The organism is Sphingobacterium sp. LZ11T8 (assembly GCF_024261425.1).
Classification (GTDB): domain Bacteria; phylum Bacteroidota; class Bacteroidia; order Sphingobacteriales; family Sphingobacteriaceae; genus Sphingobacterium.
This window is the reverse complement of record NZ_JANBZY010000004.1, coordinates 1-19,817: the sequence shown is the minus strand read 5'-3', so window position 1 is coordinate 19,817 and position 19,817 is coordinate 1. Positions and strand designations below refer to the sequence as shown.

At 41.1% G+C, this 19,817-nt stretch carries 16 protein-coding genes and 1 rRNA gene; 5 read left to right on the top strand and 12 right to left on the bottom strand.

Translation table 11 applies throughout. From position 1 onward, the window contains the following. Positions 1-3: 3 nt before the first annotated feature. A complete protein-coding gene (locus NLF99_RS10535; RefSeq protein WP_185213497.1) occupies positions 4-507 on the bottom strand; it encodes a hypothetical protein in 504 nt (167 codons plus the stop codon). A gap of 180 nt (positions 508-687) precedes the next feature. On the opposite strand from NLF99_RS10535, the gene NLF99_RS10530 reads away from it, so the two are divergent. Genes NLF99_RS10530 through NLF99_RS10520 form a run of 3 tightly spaced genes read left to right on the top strand, consistent with a single transcriptional unit; the run spans position 688 to position 4,280 of the window. Next, positions 688-2,454: a long-chain fatty acid--CoA ligase gene (locus NLF99_RS10530; RefSeq protein ID WP_254528170.1), complete on the top strand. Its 1,767-nt coding sequence runs from the start codon at positions 688-690 to the stop codon at positions 2,452-2,454. Positions 2,455-2,457: 3 nt separating this feature from the next. After that, on the top strand, positions 2,458-3,441 hold the full coding sequence (locus NLF99_RS10525; RefSeq protein WP_093094871.1) for a YihY/virulence factor BrkB family protein: 984 nt from the start codon (positions 2,458-2,460) through the stop codon (positions 3,439-3,441). After that, a complete protein-coding gene (locus tag NLF99_RS10520) occupies positions 3,441-4,280 on the top strand; it encodes a DMT family transporter (protein WP_214648523.1) in 840 nt (279 codons plus the stop codon). The genes NLF99_RS10525 and NLF99_RS10520 overlap by 1 nt, the downstream gene beginning before the upstream one ends. Positions 4,281-4,346: 66 nt before the next feature. Here the strand turns inward: NLF99_RS10520 and NLF99_RS10515 are convergent, their stop codons facing one another. The 9 genes from NLF99_RS10515 to NLF99_RS10475 all read right to left on the bottom strand — a co-directional run bounded on the left by NLF99_RS10515 (position 4,347) and on the right by NLF99_RS10475 (position 15,649). Then, positions 4,347-7,049, bottom strand: coding sequence for a carboxypeptidase regulatory-like domain-containing protein (locus tag NLF99_RS10515; protein WP_185218626.1), 2,703 nt, complete (start codon positions 7,047-7,049; stop codon positions 4,347-4,349). Between the two features lie 78 nt (positions 7,050-7,127). Continuing rightward, on the bottom strand, positions 7,128-8,597 hold the full coding sequence (gene cls, locus NLF99_RS10510; RefSeq protein ID WP_254528168.1) for a cardiolipin synthase: 1,470 nt from the start codon (positions 8,595-8,597) through the stop codon (positions 7,128-7,130). 90 nt (positions 8,598-8,687) lie between these two features. Next, positions 8,688-9,380, bottom strand: coding sequence for a sulfite exporter TauE/SafE family protein (locus NLF99_RS10505; RefSeq protein ID WP_254528166.1), 693 nt, complete (start codon positions 9,378-9,380; stop codon positions 8,688-8,690). Between the two features lies 1 nt (position 9,381). Further along, positions 9,382-9,807 carry a FixH family protein gene (locus NLF99_RS10500; protein ID WP_254528164.1) on the bottom strand — a complete coding sequence of 142 codons (426 nt, stop codon included), beginning with the start codon at positions 9,805-9,807 and terminating at the stop codon, positions 9,382-9,384. Between the two features lies 1 nt (position 9,808). Further along, complete coding sequence (gene ccoG, locus NLF99_RS10495; protein ID WP_254528162.1) at positions 9,809-11,209, bottom strand: cytochrome c oxidase accessory protein CcoG; 1,401 nt, start codon at positions 11,207-11,209, stop codon at positions 9,809-9,811. Positions 11,210-11,225: 16 nt separating this feature from the next. Next, positions 11,226-12,137, bottom strand: a complete 912-nt coding sequence (locus NLF99_RS10490; protein WP_254528160.1) for a cbb3-type cytochrome c oxidase N-terminal domain-containing protein — start codon at positions 12,135-12,137, stop codon at positions 11,226-11,228. After that, positions 12,134-12,331: a hypothetical protein gene (locus NLF99_RS10485; protein ID WP_254528158.1), complete on the bottom strand. Its 198-nt coding sequence runs from the start codon at positions 12,329-12,331 to the stop codon at positions 12,134-12,136. The genes NLF99_RS10490 and NLF99_RS10485 overlap by 4 nt, the downstream gene beginning before the upstream one ends. 24 nt (positions 12,332-12,355) lie before the next feature. Next, complete coding sequence (gene ccoN, locus NLF99_RS10480) at positions 12,356-14,503, bottom strand: cytochrome-c oxidase, cbb3-type subunit I (protein WP_185213489.1); 2,148 nt, start codon at positions 14,501-14,503, stop codon at positions 12,356-12,358. 468 nt (positions 14,504-14,971) lie between these two features. After that, positions 14,972-15,649 (bottom strand): lytic transglycosylase domain-containing protein, encoded by a 678-nt coding sequence (locus NLF99_RS10475; protein WP_185213488.1) that lies wholly within the window; start codon positions 15,647-15,649, stop codon positions 14,972-14,974. A gap of 551 nt (positions 15,650-16,200) precedes the next feature. Between NLF99_RS10475 and NLF99_RS10470 the strand changes: the two genes are divergently transcribed. Then, positions 16,201-17,616: a pseudouridine synthase gene (locus NLF99_RS10470; RefSeq protein WP_254528645.1), complete on the top strand. Its 1,416-nt coding sequence runs from the start codon at positions 16,201-16,203 to the stop codon at positions 17,614-17,616. A gap of 74 nt (positions 17,617-17,690) precedes the next feature. Continuing rightward, positions 17,691-18,158 carry a nucleoside triphosphate pyrophosphohydrolase family protein gene (locus NLF99_RS10465; RefSeq protein ID WP_254528156.1) on the top strand — a complete coding sequence of 156 codons (468 nt, stop codon included), beginning with the start codon at positions 17,691-17,693 and terminating at the stop codon, positions 18,156-18,158. A 48-nt stretch (positions 18,159-18,206) separates the two neighbouring features. On the opposite strand, the gene NLF99_RS10460 is transcribed toward NLF99_RS10465, so the two are convergent. Continuing rightward, on the bottom strand, positions 18,207-19,169 hold the full coding sequence (locus NLF99_RS10460) for a TIGR01212 family radical SAM protein (RefSeq protein WP_185213486.1): 963 nt from the start codon (positions 19,167-19,169) through the stop codon (positions 18,207-18,209). A gap of 337 nt (positions 19,170-19,506) precedes the next feature. Continuing rightward, positions 19,507-19,618, bottom strand: a 5S ribosomal RNA gene (rrf, locus tag NLF99_RS10455). Positions 19,619-19,817: the final 199 nt, after the last annotated feature.

Genomic DNA, 19,817 nt, shown 5'->3' with positions numbered 1-19,817 from the left:
TTGTTAAAACGTGTATCTTATTGAGAATCCCACTCCATCCCAAATCCTGAATCCGCTTTCTTGAAGGAAGTCGAAATAAGGTTTGATATCTAGTGACAATGCTAGTGGAGCTTGCGGAATTTTGTATTCCACCCCTACGATACCATCAACACTCAGGGCCATTTCGGAATGTTTGTCAAAACGTTGCCCTTCTTTGTTGGTAAATGCTTTACTGGTATATGAACCTACGGAACCACCGAATCCCCAGAACCAAGAGAAATCATTGTACAATGGCAAGTGGTTTTCATAGAGACCTACCAAGCGGAACCTGCTGTATTCCGAGTTGCCCTGTATACTCAGGATTCCTTCCAAAGCCTTGTTAGGATTCATTGTATAACGATATGTTAATCCAGTAGCCGAACCAAATCTGGCACCGATGGCATGTTGAGATTGCAGCTGCGCGTTGGCAAGGTTAGTTGATGCAATAAAAGCGATAAAAACTAGTGTTAGTTGTAAGATTTTTTTCATTGAAAACAAATTTCTATTCCTCAAAAGTACTATTAATTTTTTAAACGCTTAAAACCGATTTTCGGTATAAGTAAAGTCAAAAATTATTCTGCAAGCATAGTTTTTCTTTAAAAAATTATATATTAGTCATTACCTAGATATGTATAACCAATTTTGTATTTTTAAGGGGAGATAAACATTATGAGCAATAATAAAAGATTATTTGATTTAATCAGTAACTATCAGAAGGAATTTTCCAAAGAGATCATGGTTGCTGGCCGCTCAAAGAATGGTTGGAAGACCTATTCCACCCAAGAGTTTGTAGAAATCATCGATAATATTAGTAAGGGATTATTGGCAAAAGGGATTCAGAAAGGCGATCGTATTGCCTTGATGTCCGGTAATAGACCGGAATGGAATTTCATTGACTTTGCCTGTAACCAATTGGGTGTGGCGACAGTGCCCTTATACCCTACCCTTTCCAATCAGGACCTCATCTATATCCTGAATGATGCTGGCGCAAAGCTTTTGTTTGTAAGCAATGAAGAGCTTGCGAAGAAAGCTGACCTAGCATTAAAGGAAAACAACCAAGAGTTAGAGGTTTTTACGTTTGATGATATCCAAGACCGCAAGAACTATCTTGAGGTTCTGGGACTTGGTAAACAAAACGACCAGGACCTGCAAGCCCATAGAGATGCAGTTCAACCTGAGGATCTATTGACCTTGATCTATACTTCAGGCACAACGGGTAAACCCAAAGGCGTTTTCCTATCCCATAACAATATCATTTCCAATGTGGAGGCATGTAACCATTTGGTGACCGATGAATACAAGAAAGCATTGAGCTTCTTGCCTTTATGCCACATCTTTGAGCGAATGGTAGTGTACCTGTACCTTTCCAAAGGGGTACAGATCTATTATGCGGAAAACCTAGATAATATCGTGGTCGACATCAATGATGTAAAACCAGATCTATTTACGACGGTCCCACGTGTATTGGAAAAAGTATATGATAAGGTCGTTGAGAAAGGCAAGAACCTTACCGGCATCAAGAAATCATTGTTCTTCTGGGCATTGAACTTGGGCTTACGTTATCAAGAACCTAAAAAGAACTCCGGATTCTACAACTTCCAATTGGGCATTGCCAGAAAATTGATCTTTTCAAAATGGAAGGATGCATTAGGTGGAAACATCAAATTGATTATTTCTGGTGGTGCAGCATTGCAGGAACGTTTGGCAAGAGTGTTCTGGGCGGCAGGTATCAAGGTTTTGGAAGGTTACGGATTGACCGAAACTTCCCCGGTAATTGCTGTGAACTCCTGGAAGGAAGAAGATGTGAAGTTTGGAACAGTTGGACGCGTATTGGACAACCTAGATGTTAAGATCGCTCAGGATGGAGAGATCCTGGTAAAAGGACCAAGTGTGACCAGTGGCTACTACCATAACGATGAGGCGACCAAAGAAGCCTTTACCGAAGATGGATATTTGCATACCGGCGATATTGGTGAACTGACTCCAGATGGTTTCTTGAGAATCACCGATCGTAAAAAAGAGATGTTCAAAACCGCGGGAGGTAAATATGTTGCCCCTCAAGTTTTAGAAAACAAATTGATGGAATCTACCCTGATTGCCCAGGTGATGGTCATTGGTGAGAACCAACGTTTCCCAGCGGCATTGATCGTTCCGGCATATGAAGAGCTTGAAAAATATGCCAATCACAAAGGGATCAGCTTCAGTTCAAAAGAGGACTTGATCAAGAATACCGACATTTTATCTAAATACGAACAGGTTATATCACAGGCAATGGCTAACTTTGGGCATTGGGAGCAGGTGAAGAAGTTTAAGTTGTTGCCGAAAGAGTGGACCATCGACGCTGGTGAGTTGACTCCGAAGTTAAGCCTTAAACGAAAAGTTATCCTGCAAAAGAATGAAGAGGTAATAAAATCAATCTATTCTGAACAGGGATAATCTATGCTAAAAACAATTTGGACCAAGATAAAGGAATTCTGGCAACTACTATTGAATGCAGGTAATGCATTTGCTGATGACAACTGCATGAAGCTAGCCGCTTCACTTGCCTATTACACCGTATTCTCTATTGGTCCACTTCTGTTGATTTTAACATGGACACTGGGATTTTTCTATGGCAGTGCCCTAGATGGTAGCGAGGGTGCGCGTGAGCAGGTCATTGATGAGCTGAATCAATTGTTTGGAAAAGAAATAGCCACCTTGCTGGAATCTACCGTACATAATCTATCCCTTTCTAGCCGCTCCAATATTGGAATCATCGTCGGTGCAGGCACCTTGATGTTCACTTCGACCACTATTTTTGTGGATATCCAAAATTCAATCAATTCCATCTGGAAAGTAAAGCCTAAACCCAAGAAAGGTTGGTTGAAATTGATCATCAACAGGTTGATTTCATTCTCCATGATCCTAGGTCTGGTTTTCCTTCTATTGGCATCGTTGATTATCTCCAGTTTGATTGGCGTGATGACGAGCTATTTCAATCAGTTTATGGAGAATTGGGATATCAGTTTGATCGATTGGGTGAATACGGCCATTACCTTTTTGGTGATCTCGTCTTTATTTGGAATTATCTACGCCTTCCTTCCAGATGCGAAGGTTCGATTTAAGGATATATTGGGCGGAGCCCTTTTTACCGCATTGTTATTTATGTTCGGTAAGTTCCTGATCTCCTTATACCTTTCACAGAACATCACTGCCAGCTCGTATGGAGCCGCAGGATCCATTATTATCTTATTGGCCTGGGTTTATTACTCTGCTGCCATTCTGTACTTTGGAGCCGAGTTTACGAAAGAATACGCCATCAAATATGGCAAAGGAATTCAACCAGCTTCATTTGCTGTGTTGGTAAAACAGACGGAATTGGAAATTGACCCTGAAACTGGAATTAGGGAAGTAGTAAAAAAACATAGCGACCCAGTTCAGTAGTGGAAGATCAAAAAAGCATCCAATACATGTTATTGGCGGGCTTTTTCTTCGCCCTGATGAATATTAGTGTCAAGTTGGTTTCGCATCTTCCAACCATGGAAGTGGTACTTTTCCGTTCGGTCATCAGTTTGCTGGCCTCCTATGCCATCCTGAGAAAACAAAACATCCCTGTATTTGGAAATAACAAGAAATTGCTGATTGCAAGAGGAATTGCTGGCTGTTTAGGGCTGGTAGGTTCTTTTTACACCTTGCAGAATATTCCATTGGCCTCTGCAGTGACCATCAATTATACAGCTCCCCTATTTACGACCATTCTAGGGATCTTCATGGTCAAACAGTATGTGAAGCCTATTCAGTTTCTGTTCTTTGGAATGGCGATCGCAGGTGTTTTGATGATGAAAGGTTTTGACTCCAGGATATCCAATTTTGATTTAGCGGTGGGCTTGATGTCTGCACTGTTTGCAGCCATTGCCTATAATATCATTGCGAAGATCAAAACCAGTGAGCATCCCTTGGTTATCATTTTTTACTTTCCATTGATCACGATTCCATTTGTCGGAATCTATAGTATTTTCGATTGGAAAACACCACAGGGCATTGATTGGTTTTATCTGTTATTAGTGGGTATCTTAACCCAACTGGCCCAATATTACATGACGCTTTCGTATCAGACCGCTAATCTTTCAAAGGTATCGAGTTTAACTTACCTAGGTGTGGTTTACGCACTGGGCATTGGATTCTTCTTTTTCGAAGAAACATACAGTTTATATTCCCTATTGGGAATTGGATTGATTATCCTGGCCATTCTATTCAACATGCGGGTAAAGACTAGCAAATAACTTTTGTATAACAACAACAAGGGCAGCAATTAAGATTGCTGCCCTTGCTGTTTATAAGAATTTTATTTATTTCACATTGTAATAGTAAATCTGTCTACCGACATTTCCCTGAAGGTCATTACCTTCCACGACTACCTTGTATTTACCGGTTCCATCAGCATTGAAGAATTCCAGGTTAACTTCACCTTTCGAATCTACGCGTACATCTGGGTTCCAATAAACTGTTGTTCTGTAGTCATTGGTATTTTTAGACTCTGCTGTTGTATACTTCGGCTCGTAGAATTTACGTTCCTTCACATATCCTAGCGGATAGAAGTCGATTACGTTTGATTTAGGCAACATGGCTTCAATCTGCGCCATGGTCATACGCGGTTGTTTTTTCTCTTTCTTGGTGATGATCGAAACTACACCATCATTGTTGTACAGGTTTCTTACGGTACCCAGGTCATCACGCATAAAGATCTCGATAGCCTCGATATCAGCTACCTGAATCGAGTTGATGGAAGGCTCGTCTATTGGCATACCATTCAGGAAGAACTGTACGGGTACACGGCTGCCTTGGTTGAAATTTCTGGTGATATAATATTTCTGGGTATTGACATCATAGGTAATCCCTGTCAACATCGTATTTAAACACATGCTCAAGACATTACAGCCATTGAAACGGCTTCCTTCGATACGGTGTTCAGGCATGGAAAGCCCCGTCAATGCCGAGAAGTCCTTACTGGTCTGCTTTTTCTCTTGGGTTGCTGTTACCACGACTTCCTCGATCAGGTTATGCGTCCTGAATTCCTTTTTGCTATTGTCAAGGTATGCTTTTAGGTTCTCATCGATATTCTGGATGTTTGCAGCCTTATTAGGATTAGCTTGATCAATCTCTGGGAATAGCGTTGGATCCAAGGTGATTACCAGACTTCTGAAGTTGTCATTACCTCGAGCATTCAAGGTAGCTTTCAGGGAATCCGAAAAGACTAGGTTTTCGAATGTATATCTACCTGAATTATCAGTATAAGCATCTTTTTTAATTGCAGCTCCTGGGATATTCAACAATAAACCACCATTAGGCTGGACACGTCCGGTATTTTGGCGAAGGACCCCAGTGATCGTAATTCCTTGTTCAGGCATGAACTTCACTTGCGGTAGTCTTCCACTCACCAGATCCTTATATTCAAACCTTCTAAATCCTTGGGTCAACATTAAGGCATCCAAGGCTTCCAATCTGTTTTCGTTTTTAGGATTGAAGTAATAGTTTGGCTTTTCGATATAACCCTTTAAATCCGAGGCAACCAACATATTGCTGACAATACCTTTATCATTATCATCATTGTAAGGTACCTTGCTTTCATCGATGACAGAAACAGAGAAGTTCCCAGGCAGGCTATCCACTTTGGTATCCAGGTTCAGTTTCATTTTCACCAGATCCTTTCTTGCATAGTCCGTTTTATCAGTAGACACTTGGATTCCGATCAGTTCCTGCGGTTGGATAAACACCAAACGCTCGGATACAGGTTGTCCATCAGGGGTCATCAATGTAATCTGTACGACACCGTTCGGTAATTCCTTTAAAGGAATTCTAACCGATACTGCCGGACTTTTAATGGAAGCTTGGGCAGCATAGATCAAATGTCCATTCAGTTGACCAAAAACATAGTAAGGTTTGTTTTGGATGGAGCTGAAATATTGATCATTGGTAACTAGTCCTAGGTTGATAAATTCATTATCCTGAGAAACAGCCACGACGTTGATCTTATCGTCTACAACGGCCGGAAGGTCCACAGTTTTCTCGATTCCATTACCTAAGGTCACGACAGCTTTGTAGGTTTCTCCGGAAACAGGAATCATTGTAAATGACCCCATACCCATGCCTAGATCTTCAAAGCTGGCAATCTCTTTCTTTTTGCTATCGATTATTTTCCCTTTAACCGGAACGGATGAGCCACCCGATTCCATGGCCTTAAAGGCAACCTTTTTGGAAACTCCAGAGATAAGGTCCCCACCTTCTGGGAAAAACTGAATATCTACATCTTGATAGGCATTCGCCAAAGAATATTGACCTGTTTGTCCTTCATCCAATTGAACAACCAATCGGCCAGTCTTGAATTTGTCTTTTTCCTTATGGGATAGGTTGATCGTGATCCGACCAAGGTCATCCGTTTCAGCCTTTCCTTTATCAAAGGCATCCCAACCATCATTGGCTTCCCAATTCAATTTTTTACGACCTAGGGCCTGTCCATCTGGACCTCTGAATTGAATGGTAGCTTTGGTTCGGTTTCCTTCCTGTTGATAGGTGATATTGGCACCCATCTTTTTGTTGATTGCATCACCAATTGGAACTACCTTATTGAAAAAGTAGCCCATATCAAAGTTCATCATCCACTTGCTATATGCCCTGAACCTATAGTTGTCCTGAGACCAAAACTGAGGATCAAGGACCAAATGTCCCTTTCCCGCACCTTCCTGCATGGGGATCCTTAGGGTCTGCATCAGAGAGTCCCTGCTGTTGATGACATCGACATAAACGATCTTGCTCGGGTCGTAATTAAATAGATTGGTATTTAGATAGGTTTTGAACCACAATGTATCTCCCACGGCATAATATGGCTTATCAAAGTGTAAATGCACTTTTTCTACTGGGTAAACCGAGAAATATTTTTGAACATTTTCTACTGCAGTATTGATTGGAATTGCAGGTTTTTCTTGGCCCTTAGCTGTGGTAAATAATGAGGTAAAAATTACGACTGCTAAAAGTAAACGATTAGTTAACTTCATCAATATTTAATTTTGAAAAAGCTAAATATATTGAATTTTTAGGGAACGAGGGAAGCCTTAAGGAAATTTAACAGATACCTACAGCAATGGCGCAAGCAATCGGCAAAGGGAATCCACTCCTCTCTTCCAAGCTTTTCTTTTTTTCCAATCCTTAATGGTAATCAGCACACAATTTTCACGGTCAATATCATACTGCTTTTCCATTTCTCTACAGAAATCTCGATTGGAGATAACAGCAGCAACTTCATAATTGATATAAAAACTTCGGAAATCAAGGTTGACAGTTCCTACATAGGCAATTTTGCCATCAATAATCGAGGTTTTCGCATGTAAGAAACCTTTTTCATATTGGTAGACCTTTACTCCTCTTTCCAGAAGTGGTTTGAGGTAGGAAAAGGTTGCATGTTGAACAAACCAGGAATCACCTTCAGCAGGGATCATCAATTCGACATCTACGCCGGCTGCTGCTGCCGTTTTAAGTGCGGTAGATAATTCTTCTGAAGGAATAAAGTATGGGGTACATAATTTTATGCTTTCACTTGCCTCTCCTATACTGATGAGCAATGCTTCCATATTAAATGGACCGATAGAACCAGGGTCACTGGAAGACAATGCCACTGCACTCAACTGATCGGTTACTACAGGAGTTTCACGAAGATATCCATCATCCAACTTAAAGGGTTTGCCGTCGGTCTGGTTCCATTGGTTCCAGAAGCTGATCTGGAACATAGCCCCCACATTCCCAACGATCTTCACCGAGGTATCTCGCCAATACAGACCAAATTCATTCGGGTTGGCATAGCGATCTGAAATATTGATACCTCCAGTATAGCATACAAAGCCATCGATCACCGCAATTTTCCGGTGATTACGGAAGTTGGAGTTTGCCAACGAAGTAAAGGTCACAGGTAAGAAAGCCTGGAATTCTATTTTGCTATCTTTCTTTTTCCGCATGTATCGAACGACCTTTGGCGAGCCGAAGCTGTCCACGATCAGCCGGACAATTATCCCTTCATTGGCTTTCTTTTCCAGTAAGTCCAGGACTTGGGTACCAATATTGTCCAAATCAAAGATATAGAACTCCATATGGATGGAATGCTTGGCTGCTGCCAGGGATTCCAAAAGTGCAGGAAACATCTGTTCACCATTGACCAGGAGCGTTACTTCATTATTTAAGGTCGGTGTGGAGAGTTTTTCATTCTTGAGATAAGAATACACTCGGGATAGATCGCCGATCTTGCTCTGTATATTCCGAATGGACCATTGTATCAATGGCTCCAACCGCTGGAATTCCTTTTTCAACCGCAGGGTCTGTTCCTGGTTGATCCGTTTCATTTTCTTGACCTTTGAAAACTTCTGTCCAAAAAGATAATAAAGGATTAGCCCCACAAAAGGGATAAAAACGATGACCAGTACCCAAGAAATGGTTTTGGTAGGATTTCGGTTTTCAATTAAGATGGTTATGATTACTCCAACATACATTATCGTTAATGGGATCCAGCCCCATATTTCCAGAAAATGTAAAACGGTCTTTAAGTGCTCCTGCATAGATAGAAATTATCTCTAATAACCAACTTAGCCTGTATTTGTTTTGAGACAAAAAACAAGGCTTCCATACAAGATAGGAAAGAAAATCAATTATGCACAATTCATTGCACCATCTATGTGCAATAAGGGGCTCAAATATGGGATATCTAGGTTAGCTCCCCTCAAGATGAACCAAGCACCCATAATCAGGAACAAAATAGGCAATACCGTAGAAAAACTGGTCTTGAAGATACGTTTCGGGAAGTTGCCGGCAAAAGAAAACACCAGCAATAAAGGTAGGGTACCTAGGCCGAACAGTAACATAAAAAGAAAGCTATTGGTCAAGGAGTCTGCATTTACGGCAGATGCCAAGGCCATATAGACCATTCCACAAGGCAGGATACCATTCAGTATACCGGCTATAAAACTTCCTCCAGGCCTATACAGCCATTTGCTCATAAACTTTGCAAAGGGTTGGATGGCTTTGGTCTGAATGGATGCGAGTTTCGATGAACTCTTGCCAAACATATAGAAAAGACCAATGGCAAAAAGGATAATACCGGTAACCAGGCTAAAACCCTGCTGCCAACCTTGGATAGTGGCTGCATTTCCAAGTACACCTAACAGCAGGCCTAATAATCCATAGGTCAGGATGCGGCCAGATTGATAGAGTAATTTATTAAAAGTCGTTTTCCAGGAGATCTTCTGCCCTGCCTGAACGGCAAGCAGCAGCGGACCGCACATGACCGCACAGTGGATACTGCCCAAAAGGCCCATAAAAAACGCCAGATAATGATAAGTCATTTTATTGAATAAACACGGCGTGATCGGAAATGTAAGATTTATCCGAATGCACCCAGTCAATTTCTAATTTCCAATTCCCTTTCTTGAAACTACCTACAGGCAGTTTAAACTGATTGTTTGCTGTATTGAAAGGTAATACTTGATCGAGGTTTTTGTCATCCAAGCGGGTAAACCTCAGGGTTCCTTTATTTCCAGCAGATGAAAACTCAATCAGTAAGCTGTCTTTGAGCAATTGAAGTCTTGGTTTAGCATGATCTGCGAGCAGGTTTTCTTTTTTATGGAAAGTTTCATCATAGTTCAGCCCTTTTTCGTAGTAGTCTGACTCGACCAAGGTATCTGAATCATGACTGACCATATAGATCCCTGCACCAACAATAAATAGCATAAATGCCCCTAAACCAAATACTATCTTATATCCCCAGTTCATTTTATTTTTTTGCTGGAGGCGCAATAAATGTCGTCTCCATGGTTTCTAAAACTTTATCGCCAACCATGATATCCACCTTCACGTCAGTTTTATATTGTTTGATGGATTGCTGGTCTGCTATCAAAAATAAGCTTAATTTCGCACTTCCTTCACGGTTCAAATGGGAAATAGGATTCACCACCTGAATTTTGACCCCTTCCGTGGCACTAACCAAGTCGAAGTCTAGGTCCTTACTCGTTTTATTGATCACTTCCAAGGTGTACAAATTGGTCACCGTTCCATCGTCACGTTTTTGGTAGGTACTCCCTTTTGCACGCAATAGACGACCATCCACATCAGAACGGCTGAAGATCATAAAACCAAAGATCCCCATCAATACCACCAGAATTCCGGTATATATGACTGCTCTGGTATTCTTCCTCTTACCTGCATCCTCCGTTTCCGTGCCTTCTGCTTCTGCCAAAGTATAGAATCCGATCAGACGTCTTGGCTTGTCAATCTTATCCATAACGGCATCACAAGCATCGATACAGGCTGTACAGGAAACACATTCCAATTGAGGCCCCTTACGGATATCAATCCCAGTAGGACATACATTCACACAGAGGTTACAGTCGATACAATCGCCTTTCTCTTCAGAAGAATCTTTTCTGATTTTTCCTCTTGGCTCTCCCCTTTTCACATTATAGGCAACTGTAACAGAGTTGTCATCCAAAAGCACCCCTTGCAATCTACCATATGGACAGATACGTGTACAAACGATCTCTCTGACAAATGCGAACACGAAATAGAACACCAAGGTGAAAACAATAATAGATAGGAAACCTACAATATGGTTTTCAACAGGATCTGTGACGATCTTGTAAAGTGCATCCACCCCAATAATATAGGAAAGGAACAGATTGGAAATGATAAAGGATATCAGCAGAAAAACAGTGTGCTTCAGAAACTTCTTCCAAGCCTTGACATCGGTATCAGGACCTTCATTCAATTTTTTCTGTTGGGTCCAGTCCCCTTCGATCAGGTATTCGATCCTTCGGAATATGAGCTCCATAAATATGGTCTGCGGACAAGTCCAACCACACCATACACGGCCATAGACAGCAGTAAACAGGACGATACAGACCAATACGATCAGCATCCCAAACAGGAAGATATGAAAGTCTTGTGGGTAAAAGATGTTACCAAAGATGGAGAACTTCCTTTCAATGATGTTGAACATCAAGAAAGGGTTTCCGTTTATTTTTAGGATGGGACCTAAAAAGAAGAACAGTAGTAATCCGTAGCCAACAACCTGTCGATAGTTAAAGAATTGCCCGCTAGGTTTCTTAGCGTATATCCATTTTCTTTTCGATTTATCTATTTGGTTTTGTTGATTGGATTCATTTACTACTGTTCCCATGATTTTTTAATATTTATTATTTTGTTGCTGTACTATCTGCTAGAGCTTCGCCTTCAGCAGCTGGAGCAGCACCTCCTTCACTTTCGTATGCAGTGACTTCAACGCCTTCTGCACCTTTTGGATTTGCAGGTTTGGTATCTCTCAAAGTGAGGATAAAATTACTTACCTCTGCAATTTGCGCTGGTGTCAAGGTTTGTTCCCAAGGCACCATTCCTTTTTCCGGAACACCATATTTTACGGTTTTAAAGATGTCCTTGATCTCGCCACCGTGCAACCAGAACCTATCGGTCAAGTTAGGACCAATGGTACCTTCCCCATTTGCACCGTGACAGGCAGCACAGTTCGTTGTGAACAATGCCTTACCATTTGCTGCCAGCGTTCCAGTTTCATCCACCTCGATGGTGTTTTCATCAAAGGAGTTGGCAGACTGTGCCAAGAACTCTTGTTTTTCAATCTCTGCTTTTGCCATCTCGCGCTCGTATTCTTGGTCTTGGTTCAATCCCCAACCGAATACCTGGTAAATCAATAGGTATACCACCGCAAAGACTACAGAAGAATAGAACAAGGCGTTGAACCATACCGGAATAGGATTGTTCAATTCCTCAATTCCATCGTATTCATGGTTTTTGATCACCATGTCTTTTTCTTCCTCCAGAGGTTTCAAGCCCATGATATAGTTCCATGTGCTCTTCCAGTAATTCTTTCTGGACAGTTTCCTTTCCGCTTTTTGGCGTTCTTCTTCTTTGACAACCTCTGGCATGGTCACCTTCAACATAGACCTCAAGGCCTTGTTGATGGTGATGGCAGCAGCCAATACAGCGATCAATACGAAGAATACGGCTAGATAGAAAATATCGTTATATAAGTTGCCTGTACCAATCGCAATCAGCGTTCCTGATACACTGCTCAGTATTAATATTAGATTCATATACGTTCAGATTCAGGTAAGTTATCATTCTGTTTATCGGATTCATCAAATGGTAATCCTTTCATGTAATCCACAAAGCTTTTCTTCATGGTAAACAGCATAATGGCTACCAGGATAAAAAAAGTCAAGAAGATTAACAGCGAGATGATCAAGTAAATCTCATCTCCATGTAAGTTTGTGATTTGACTCCACATAGCTCTTTCTTTTTTTGTGTTACATTAATTGTTTTCTGCTACTTTATTCGCGTCATCTGCTTTCTTAGGCTCAGCCTTGATGTCTGTACCCAAGCGTTGTAGATAGGCGATCATCGCAACGATCTCTTTATTTGGTTCAACCTGAACATCGTTTGCAGCTAAATCTTTCACGATGGCTTGTGCTTGCTTTTCTGCGTGTTCAACAGCATTGTTGATTTCATCATCCGAATAAGGCACCCCTAGTTTCTTCATCACCTTCATCTTACCGGTTAGGTATTTGTAGTTGATATCTTGTTCGATCAACCATGGATATGGAGGCATGATACTTCCTGGTGAGGTGATGGTTGGATCCAACATATGGTCATAGTGCCATTTGTGCGGATATTTACCACCGATACGGTGAAGATCTGGTCCGGTACGTTTCGAACCCCATAGGAATGGATGGTCATAAACGAACTCTCCAGCCTTACTGTACTCACCATAACGTGCAGTTTCCGAACGGAATGGACGAATGGTCTGCGAGTGACAGTTCACACATCCCTCACGGATATAGAGGTCACGTCCGGTCAATTCCAAAGCGGTATACGGTTTCACCGAAGCAATTTTAGGAACGTTGTTGGCCACTGTAAAGGTTGGGATCATCTCCACGATACCCCCGATAAGGATAGCGATCAATGACAACACCATAAACAGGATAGGCTTACGTTCTAAACGACGGTGAGCAGATTTTTCTGTTTTTTGGATTGGCTCTAATGCCGGTGCTTCTGCTGGCTCATTGGCAACCAAAGAACCTGTTTTGATGGTCTTAACCAAGTTATAGGTCATCATGATTACCCCTGTAAGGTAAAGGATACCACCTACAGCACGCATCATGTGCATTGGAAGGATCTCCAAGGTAGTAGCCAAGAAGTTAGGGTATTTCAATACACCTTCTGGCGTAAAGTCTTTCCACATCAAACCTTGTACTACTGCTGCCCAATATAAAGGAATAGCATAGAACAAAATACCTAATGTACCGATCCAGAAGTGGGCATTCGCCAATTTCTTAGAGTACAGTTGCGTTTTATAGATCCTAGGGATCAACCAATATAGGATAGCGAAGGTCATGAAACCGTTCCATCCTAGGGCACCGATATGCACGTGTGCAACGATCCAGTCCGTAAAGTGGGCAATAGCGTTAACTTGTTTCAAGGATAACATAGGTCCTTCAAAGGTTGCCATACCATAACAGGTCAGTGCTACAACCATGAATTTCAAGATAGGCTCAGTCCTAACTTTATCCCATGCACCACGTAAGGTCAATAGACCGTTGATCATACCACCCCAACTTGGAGCGATCAACATAATGGAGAATACAACACCTAAAGACTGTACCCAGCTTGGTAAAGAGGTATACAATAAGTGGTGCGGTCCGGCCCAGATATAGATAAAGATCAAGGACCAGAAGTGTAGAATACTTAATTTATAGGAATATACAGGGCGGTTAGCCATCTTAGGCAAGAAGTAGTACATCAGTCCTAAGAACGGAGTCGTAAGGAAGAATGCAACCGCATTATGCCCGTACCACCATTGTACCAATGCATCTTGAACACCTGAATAAACGTAATAACTTTTCCACATACCCACTGGCATCTGAATGGAGTTCACGATGTGAAGAACGGCAACCGTAACGAAGGTCGCAATGTAGAACCAAACGGCCACATACATATGTCTTTCTCTACGTCTGATGATCGTTCCGAACATGTTGATACCAAACACTACCCAGATAATGGTAATGGCAAGGTCAATTGGCCATTCCATTTCTGCATATTCATGCGAACTGGTCAAGCCTAACGGAAGGGTAATTGCTGAGGCTACAATGATCAATTGCCAACCCCAAAAGTGGATCTTACTAAGTAAATCGCTAAACATCCTGGCCTTTAAAACCCGCTGCATGGAATAATAAGCCCCCATAAAAATGGCGTTTCCTACAAAGGCAAAGATTACTGCGTTGGTGTGTAAAGGTCGAATACGCCCGAATGTGGAATATTGGAGTCCAAAGTTTACCTCTGGCCATACCAACTGCAAGGCTGCGATTAGCCCGACAGTCATCCCGACGATCCCCCAGATTACAGTTGCGATTCCAAAATCTCTGACAATCTTGTTGTCATAATTAAATTGCTCTACCTGCATTATTCTTATATATTAAGTTAACGATTCAAAATTACCAGTCTGCCCATGACATTCTAATGATAATGAGAAGCAAGAAAATGTGATTTCAATCACTTTTTTATTTAGGAAAGTGGCAATCGCAAAAACGGATAACCAAAAAGAAGGTGTAATAGGTAATTTAGGTCTTCATAATCTTATTGAGGACCAGGTTCAATTCCTGATCTTTTCGAAAAATTGGGATACGGCAAATAGCTTCTCTTTAGTTTTCCTCCAATCCACTCAATACGCTTTTCATTAGGTCAACAAAAAATCCCCGAAAGGGATTTCATTATTTTAAATTTAGGTAAATTCTACTAAACATAGGATGATTAGGCATATTAATTTTCAAGTATTTGTTTAGTGATAATATACCTATTAAATAAGGCACAAAAAAAGGAAACCTCTGGGTTTCCTGATTTGGTATTGTTCATAAAATTAGGCTTTCGCGCTTTATGTCGTTTCCAAGATTGCTTTCATGGAAATGATCTTATAGACGTAGGCTGCAGTTTCCGAATTCAATTTCAAGTCATAATAATTGTCTTTCTTTTGTCTTCTTAGGGAAGCTCTCAAACTTCCGCCACCAACGTTATAAGCTGCTGCCGCTAATGTCCAATCACCGAACTCTTTGTGCAATGATTTCAGATATTTTGCTGCCGCATGTGTAGACTTAATCAAGTCTAAGCGCTCATCCACACTACCATTCACTTTCAATCCATATAAACGGGCAGTTGCCGGCATAAATTGCCAATAGCCACCAGCTCCTTTATGAGAAGTTGTTTTCGGGTTCAAGCTACTTTCAACCACAGCAATGTACTTGAAGTCTTCAGGAACACCATAACTTTTCAGGATTTTTGCAATGCGGGGAAGTAATTGATCCGCTTTTTTGTGAATGTGATGTGAGGGCTTTTTTAGATAAGCAAACCTACTCAGGTACTTGTCTAGTTTTTTCTGTACAGTAACTTCTTCCAATGGAATATCAGTTTCTGCAAAAGAGAGCTGACTATAGGGGTCGTTTTCTGCCTCTTTTTTAGCCAATGTTTCCGAAATATTGGCTTTCATCGAGTGGTCCAATGCCTTTCTAAAAGGATCGGCCATCTCTGGTTGGGGTTTGGAGTACAAGTTTGACATTAACATTAACATCAAAAGCGCACTACTACATAATACTCTTTTTTTAACCATTCATTCCCTTACTGCTACCCTATTCACGGAACTTGTTTAAACCGATCAAAAAGTAGCTTGGTGAAAAATCAAGCTCCAAAAGTACAGCTTATTACTTTAACGCACAAACAATAGTATTAATAAAGAAAGTTAATTAAAGTTAAAACCAAGTAAAACCTACGTTAAAACCACTTTAAACTACTTTTTCAAGAAATCCTCAAATTGTAACATTTTTGGGCTATTTTTTATTCTTCAAAAGCTCATATAAACATATATTGACCTACATTGAGGTTTTAAAACGAAGAAACAAACAATCCTAGCAACTAAGAAGCTGCACTTTCCCTAGGTTTTTCCTTACAATCCCTAAATCGCTATAAATTAGATTATTAGGCCTCCATGGAGCTTAAAGCGAGTTTTAAACAATGTTATTGTATAAGGAATCTAATATTTAACAAAGTATTGTGTTTAAATGCTGAATGAGTGAAAAAATTGCCTATCTTTGTGGCTCATTTTTTCGAATTATGCCATTCAATAGCAAAAGGAACAGTCGAGACGACAACTCCAGAAAATCAAGAAGCAGTTCAGACGGCTTCAGAAACAACAAAAAGGACGATAAATCATCCTTCGATTCATCGAGAAGTTACAAATCCGACAAATTTAATCGTGACTCAAATTCTGACAAAAGCAGATTTGACAAAGACTCCAAGTTTGGAAGAGATTCCAAATTCAACAAGGATTCTAAATTTGCCAGAGACTCCAAATTCAATAAAGACGGAAGACCTGACAGAGACTCCAAGTTCGGAAGAGACAATAAATTCAACAAAGATTCTAGACCTGACAGAGATTCCAAATTCGGAAGAGACGCCAAATTTGACAGAAGCTCCAAATTCGGAGCTGATGCTAGACCTGACAGAGATGCTAGACCAGATAGAGATTCAAAATTCAATAGAGAGGAAAGACCGGAAAGAAAATCAAGGTACGGCGATGAAGCTACACCTAAAAGAGGTTCTAAATTCGGAAAGGACTCAAAATTCAATAGAGATGGTAAGTTTGAAAAACCTTTCAACTCAGACCGTCCATATAAAAAGTTTGATGGAAAAGGAAAGGACTTTGGAAACAAACGTTTTTCCCGTGACAATGATGAAAGATCAGATCGCGACTTCCGCAAAGACAACTTCAGAAAACCTAAGCAAGAGAAAAACTTCAACGCTGAGGATGATGGTTTGATCCGTTTGAACCGTTACATCTCTAACTCAGGTATCTGTTCACGTAGAAAGGCTGATGAGCTGATCGAAGCTGGAGTTATTTCAGTAAACGGTGTTGTGGTTACTGAATTAGGAACCAAGGTTGATCCTGCCAAAGATGAAATCAGATATAACGACGAACGTCTGAAACGTGAGAAAATGGTGTATGTCCTTTTGAACAAACCAAAAGATTATATCACCACCACGGATGATCCTCAAGAGCGCAAAACCGTTATGCAACTGGTTTCTAAAGCGACTAAAGAGCGTATCTATCCAGTAGGACGTTTGGACAGAAACACCACCGGTCTTCTTCTGTTGACCAACGATGGCAACCTAGCTGAGAAATTATCCCATCCAAGAAATAACATCAGCAAAATCTACAATGTGGAGTTGAGCAGGAGCCTTAGCCAAGGAGATTTCAACAAGATCGAATTCGGTATTGAACTGGAGGATGGCTTTATCAAACCAGACGACCTTAGCTTCGTTGTAGGAGGCTCAAAAAAGGAAGTTGGCATTCAGATCCACAGCGGTAAAAATAGGGTCGTAAGACGCATATTTGAGTCCCTAGGTTACGAAGTTGAAAAACTTGACCGTGTGGTTTATGCAAACCTGACCAAAAAAGATCTTCCTCGCGGACGTTGGAGGTACCTTGAAGAGAAGGAAATCATCCAATTAAAGCATTTAATGAAATAGCATACAAGGCGCAATTGGATTGCGCCTTTTTTATTTGAGCCCACTTTCGTATTTTTAACAAAATTAGATTTGATATGACAGACCCTAAATGTTTAACGTCGGTGGCTGAATTCCATAAAACATTTCAGCACCCGATTTTAGATCAACCTACAATCCCTTCAGAAACTCGTTGCAAATTGAGAGTATCCTTGATCGCTGAGGAATTGAAAGAACTTGAAGAAGCTATTCAGGACAAAGATCTAGTAGAGATCGCCGATGCCCTTTGTGATATTCAATATGTACTTTCTGGAGCCATCTTGGAATTTGGATTAAAGGATAAATTCAATGACCTGTTCAATGAAGTTCAGCGCTCTAACATGAGCAAAGCCTGCAAAACGGAACAGGAAGCCATAGAAACCCAAGAACATTACCTAGCCAAAGGCGTCGAATCTTATTATAAGGAAATCGATGGCAAATACTTGGTGTTCAGAAAAGGCGATGACAAGACCTTAAAATCAATTTATTACTCTCCAGCTGATCTAAAGACCATCGTTGAGAAATAAAAAACATATGCTTAAAAGAAAAAGGATGCCAATTGGCATCCTTTTTCTTTATATCGTCAGGTCAGCTTCTCTATAGGCCGAACCTTGTTTCACTCCTCTTTCTTCCAATCCCTTATCAATCTTGGTCTGAATACCCGATTTAGGAAATCCCCAATTAGGTGCAATCAGCAATTCCTTATCTGCAATACCAAATATCCGTTGGATAATGATATCAGGTCTCAATAATGGAATAAACTTGGCCAAGAAATCGGTATACTCTTCTATGCTGAACAAATGGAATGGTTCACGCTTATATTTTACACCCATGATAGAACCCTCCACGATATGTAGGTGGTGCAATTTCACAAACTTGATCTTGGGATGCTTATTGATTTCATCGGCATACTTCAGCATCATTTCCTCCGTTTCCCAAGGAAAGCCAAAGATCGTATGAACACAGAGTTCCAAGGAGGTATTTTCCAACATCTTCATCGTTGAAATAAACTCATCGTGCGAACATCCCCTGTTGATGCGTTCCAAGGTATCATTATAGATCGATTCCATGCCCATTTCAAGGTCCACATCATACCGATCGGTATAACTTTCCAATAATGCTATCTTCTCAAAATCCAAACAATCCGGACGCGTACCGACCGAAAGACCTAAGGTGTGTTCCGGACAGATACTCAAGGCCTCATCATACATCATCTTTAGGAGATGTGTCGGTGCATAGGTATTGGTATTTGGCTGGAAATAGATAATGAACTTCTCAGCTCCATAGCTATTTCTCGCGCGTTCGATACCATTTTCTACCTGCTCCCTGATCGATGGGATCTTACGGGCCGTATCAGGCGTAAAAGAATCTACATTGCAGTAGGTACATCCACCATAACCCTTGCTACCATCACGGTTCGGACAGGTAAAATTACCATCTACGATAACCTTAAACACCCGTTGTCCGTCGTATTTTTCTTTCAGATAAGCCCCATAGTGGTTATAAGGCTTAATACCATTATCTAATTGTGTACCCATTGAAATGCAAAGATAAGGAATTTTGAAAGAAATAAATGATTTGAGTTTAAGGGAGTTGTGGGAAATTGGGTTTGAACCAGGATGGAAAGGATGGGTTTGAACCAGGATTAAATGGATGAGAGGATGAACCAAGATCATCGGAAAGAACCAGGATTAATGGGATGGGAGGATATTCCAGGATCGTGATGGACAATATGGCTCCCGAACGGCCCCGGTACCGTATTGGCGTATGGCATACCCGCCGGCATGTCCTTCCCTGCTGCACGGATATATAAATATAGATTGCCCCGTAAAAACAGAAAGCCCGCTGTCTGTTGACAGCGGGCTCCCGTATAAAATTAGGCACCGACCTACTCTCCCACCTGTTACGGCAATACCATCGGCTCTGGCGGGCTTAACTTCTCTGTTCGGAATGGGAAGAGGTGGACACCGCCGATATAGGCACCTGAATACCTTTTTGTGACCATCGGCAGATGCATAAAGTCTCGATACTCGATACTAAATACTAACTGCTCAACAGCACATTGACATGTTATTGGAAGAAAAGATCAGAAAAAGAGAGAGGACAACAGGTCTATCCGCATTGGAAAGCTTCGGGCTATTAGTACCACTCGGCTTTGGTCTCTCAACCTTTACACCTGTGGCCTA

Bases quoted from the DNA above. Each gene is read 5' to 3' on its own strand.
- NLF99_RS10535 (WP_185213497.1), bottom strand. From the start codon at position 507: ATGAAAAAAATCTTACAACTAACACTAGTTTTTATCGCTTTTATTGCA.
- NLF99_RS10530 (WP_254528170.1), top strand. From the start codon at position 688: ATGAGCAATAATAAAAGATTATTTGATTTAATCAGTAACTATCAGAAG.
- NLF99_RS10525 (WP_093094871.1), top strand. From the start codon at position 2,458: ATGCTAAAAACAATTTGGACCAAGATAAAGGAATTCTGGCAACTACTA.
- NLF99_RS10515 (WP_185218626.1), bottom strand. From the start codon at position 7,049: ATGAAGTTAACTAATCGTTTACTTTTAGCAGTCGTAATTTTTACCTCA.
- cls (WP_254528168.1), bottom strand. From the start codon at position 8,597: ATGCAGGAGCACTTAAAGACCGTTTTACATTTTCTGGAAATATGGGGC.
- NLF99_RS10505 (WP_254528166.1), bottom strand. From the start codon at position 9,380: ATGACTTATCATTATCTGGCGTTTTTTATGGGCCTTTTGGGCAGTATC.
- NLF99_RS10500 (WP_254528164.1), bottom strand. From the start codon at position 9,807: ATGAACTGGGGATATAAGATAGTATTTGGTTTAGGGGCATTTATGCTA.
- ccoG (WP_254528162.1), bottom strand. From the start codon at position 11,209: ATGGGAACAGTAGTAAATGAATCCAATCAACAAAACCAAATAGATAAA.
- NLF99_RS10490 (WP_254528160.1), bottom strand. From the start codon at position 12,137: ATGAATCTAATATTAATACTGAGCAGTGTATCAGGAACGCTGATTGCG.
- NLF99_RS10485 (WP_254528158.1), bottom strand. From the start codon at position 12,331: ATGTGGAGTCAAATCACAAACTTACATGGAGATGAGATTTACTTGATC.
- ccoN (WP_185213489.1), bottom strand. From the start codon at position 14,503: ATGCAGGTAGAGCAATTTAATTATGACAACAAGATTGTCAGAGATTTT.
- NLF99_RS10475 (WP_185213488.1), bottom strand. From the start codon at position 15,649: ATGTCAAACTTGTACTCCAAACCCCAACCAGAGATGGCCGATCCTTTT.
- NLF99_RS10470 (WP_254528645.1), top strand. From the start codon at position 16,201: ATGCCATTCAATAGCAAAAGGAACAGTCGAGACGACAACTCCAGAAAA.
- NLF99_RS10465 (WP_254528156.1), top strand. From the start codon at position 17,691: ATGACAGACCCTAAATGTTTAACGTCGGTGGCTGAATTCCATAAAACA.
- NLF99_RS10460 (WP_185213486.1), bottom strand. From the start codon at position 19,169: ATGGGTACACAATTAGATAATGGTATTAAGCCTTATAACCACTATGGG.